The sequence below is a fragment of the Streptomyces sp. XY431 genome (assembly GCF_001279805.1).
Classification (GTDB): domain Bacteria; phylum Actinomycetota; class Actinomycetes; order Streptomycetales; family Streptomycetaceae; genus Kitasatospora; species Kitasatospora purpeofusca.
The window spans coordinates 1-3,216 of record NZ_LGDO01000214.1 but is presented as its reverse complement, the minus strand read 5'-3'; the positions used below and the strand labels follow the sequence as shown (position 1 = coordinate 3,216).

Genomic DNA, 3,216 nt, shown 5'->3' with positions numbered 1-3,216 from the left:
CTCCAGCCCCGGCACCCTCCACCCCTCGCCCCCCCCAGCCCCGGCCCCCTCCCCCCCCGGCGCCGTTCCCCCTTCCTCCCCCAGTGACGACCTCCCCCACCCAAGAATCGGACTGATGCACATGCTCCGCGTGCGCGACGACTTCCTGCGGGCGCACCTGGCCATCGCAGCGCTGTTCTGCTTCCTCGGCTTCCAGTACGCGACCTGGGTCTCCCGCCTGCCCGCCCTGAAGACCCGGTTCGAGCTCAGCGACGGCCGGATCGGCCTGCTGCTGATGGCCTCCGGCATCGGCGCGGCCGCCTCCTTCCCGCTCGTCGCCACGATGATGAAGCGGTACGGCTCGCGCACCCTCGCCACGGTGTCCGCGCTCGCCCTCGGCCTGGTCCTGGCCGGCTTCACCCTCGCCCCGAACTTCCCCGTCCTGCTGCTGGTGGCCGCCCTGGACGGCGTCGCGGTGGGCTTCCTGAACGTCGCGATGAACGCCCAGGGCGCCGCGCTGGAGGTCCGCTTCGGGCGCACCGCGATGTCCAGGCTGCACGCCACCTTCAGCGCCGGTCTGGGCCTGGCCGCCCTGCTCGCCTCCGGCGTGAACATCGTCACCACCACGCTCTCCGCGCACTTCGCGATCGCGGCCGCCGTCCTCGCCCTGCTGCTCCTGCTGGCCCGGACCGGCATGCTGGCGGACGACCCGCAGCCGGCCGCAGCCGACGAGAAGGCCGACCGGAAGACCAGCGGGAGGACCGACAGGGAGACCGCCGAGGCAGCGCCGCCGAAGCGCCGCGGGATCCCGCTCCCCTCCCGGATCACCGTCTGGATGGGAGTCGCGATGGTCTTCGGCACCATCACCGAGGGCGCCATGAACGACTGGTCCGCCCTCTATCTGAAGAACGTCGTGCACGCCTCGCCCCAGCTGGCCCCGTTGGGCATCGCCGTCATCTCGGTGATGATGGTCCTCGCCCGGCTGTTCGCCGACGGCTGGCGCACCCGCTTCGGGGACGGCCTGATCGTCCGGGTCGGCAGCACCGTGGCCGGGCTCGGCCTGGCGCTCGCCCTGCTGGTCGGCGGCGTCGTGCCGGCCCTGATCGGCTTCGCCTGCGTCGGCCTCGGCATCGCCGCCGTCACCCCCTGCGTCTACGTCGCCGCCGCCCGGCAGGGGTCCGACGCCCTGGCGCTGGTCGCCGCCACCGGCACCACCGGACTGCTCGCCGGTCCGGCCGTGATCGGCTTCGTCGCCAATGCCACCGGCCTGGCCTGGGGCATGGGCGTGGTCGCGGCCTCGGCACTGGTCGTCGCGCTCTGCGCCACCCGGATCGCCTGGCCCGCCCTCGACGCGGCCCCGGCCTCCACCGCCACCGCCCCCGCCGCCCTCCACGAGGCCTGACCGACCCAGCCCCGGTCCGGTCCCCGCTCCCCGCTCCCGACGCCGGGGGGCGGGGACCGGACCGCCGCAAAACCCTTCGCCCACCGGCCGCCCCGCGAACTAGGCTCGCCGGATGACCACCCGCACCTTCCGCATCACCGTCCGCGGCGTCTTCGACGGCCTCACCCCCGAGCAGCACGCCGAGCTGCAGTCCAAGGCCGCCGAGCACAACGTCCTCTACGCCGCCTTCACCCCCGAGGGCCACCTCAGCTACGACCTGAACGCCCGTGCGGTCTTCACGTTCCGCTACCAGGACAGCGGCGAGGCCGAGGAGGACATCCTCGACGCCACCGAGCGCGCGGAGCAGTCGGCGCGCGCCTGGCTCGACGAACGCGGCTACGGCCACAAGAACCTCCGCTCCCAGGCCGAGGACCTCTCCCAGGCCCCGCTCGGCAAGCGGCAGCGCCGAGCGGCCGCCAAGGAACTCTGACGGCTGTCGCACCCGCCCACCACAGCTCCGCCCACGACACTCCCGCGCGCACGTCCGAATCGTTCAAGACGGCCACCTCCGGCCCGCCTACGGTCGAGTCATGACCCGCACCCGCACCGCACGCCTCACCGGGGCCCGCCTCGACGCCGCCGCCCGGTTCCTCTGGACCTCCGGCCGCGTCCTCGAACAGCGGCGCTTCGCCCACCTGTTCGGCGGCGAGAGCGGCCCCGGCAGTGACCCCGGCAGTGACCCCAGCAGCGACCCGGCCGGCCTCCTCGCCGCCCTCGACGCCCACCGCACCGCCGACGGCGGCTACGCCTACGGCCTCGAACCGGACGTGCGCGGGCCCGCCGCCCAACCCATCGCCGTCCCGGGCGCGCTGCTCGTCCTGGAGGAGGCCGGCGCACTGGACGAAGCCCGTGCCCGGGCGGTCTGCGACTGGCTGGCGGGCGTCGCCGCGCCCGACGGCGGCGTGCCCGTCGTCCTGCCGAGCCTGCGCCCCTACCCGCACCCGCCGTTCGTGCCGGTGCCGGAGGAGGGCGAGCCGCCGGTCGGCGCACTGCTGTCCACCGGCCAGATCGTCGCCCCGCTGCTCCGCCGGGGCATCGTCCACCCGTGGCTCACCGCCGCCACCGCCTTCTGCCGCACCGCCGTCGAGAACCTCCGCGAGACCCACCCGTACGAGGCGGGCGCCGCGATCCGCTTCCTCGACGCCGCCCCGGACACCGCCTGGGCCCGACGGGAGGCCGCGCGCCTGGGCACGCTGGTCCGCGAGCAGCGGATCGTCCTGCTCGACCCGACCCGGCCCGAGGACGCCCGGGTCTCCCCCGGCTACGCACCGGGCGAGTACCACCTCCCGCACGACTACGCCCGTCGGCCGGACAGCCTGGCCCGCCACTGGTTCACCGCCGCCGAGCTCGCCCGCGGGCTCGACCACCTCGCCGCCGAGCAGCAGCCGGACGGCGGCTGGCCGATCCACTGGGTCCGCTGGTCGGCGAGCACCGAGTCCGAGGCCCGCCCCGGTGTCACCCTCCAGGCGCTGCTCACCCTGCGCGCCTACGACGCCCCCGGGGGCGTCTGACCGGGCTTCCCGGTCCGACCCGCCCGACCCGCCCGACCCGCCCGACCCGCCCGACCTGCCCGACCTGCCCGAGCTGCCCGAGCTGCCCCATCCGGCTCACCAGGCTCACCCGGCTTCGCGGCCGCCCGGCCCAGCAGGACCGTCGGCGACACCCCCGACCACCGGCGCACCTCCCTGGTGAGGTGCGCCTGATCGGCGTACCCGGCCCGCGCCGCCCCCTCCGCCAACCCGGGCACCGCACCGGCGCCACCGCCCGAACCCGCCCAGGCCACCGCCCGCCGGAAC

General features: G+C 75.7%; 3 protein-coding genes. All 3 read left to right on the top strand.

The features are described 5' to 3' along the window. Nucleotides 1–121 precede the first annotated feature (121 nt). The 3 genes from ADK60_RS20670 to ADK60_RS20660 all read left to right on the top strand — a co-directional run bounded on the left by ADK60_RS20670 (nucleotide 122) and on the right by ADK60_RS20660 (nucleotide 2,931). Nucleotides 122–1,381 carry an MFS transporter gene (locus ADK60_RS20670; protein WP_053647997.1) on the top strand — a complete coding sequence of 420 codons (1,260 nt, stop codon included), beginning with the start codon at nucleotides 122–124 and terminating at the stop codon, nucleotides 1,379–1,381. Nucleotides 1,382–1,493: 112 nt separating this feature from the next. Beyond that, nucleotides 1,494–1,850 (top strand): DUF6204 family protein, encoded by a 357-nt coding sequence (locus tag ADK60_RS20665; protein WP_053647994.1) that lies wholly within the window; start codon nucleotides 1,494–1,496, stop codon nucleotides 1,848–1,850. Between the two features lie 100 nt (nucleotides 1,851–1,950). After that, nucleotides 1,951–2,931 carry a hypothetical protein gene (locus ADK60_RS20660; protein WP_053647992.1) on the top strand — a complete coding sequence of 327 codons (981 nt, stop codon included), beginning with the start codon at nucleotides 1,951–1,953 and terminating at the stop codon, nucleotides 2,929–2,931. Nucleotides 2,932–3,216 lie beyond the last annotated feature (285 nt).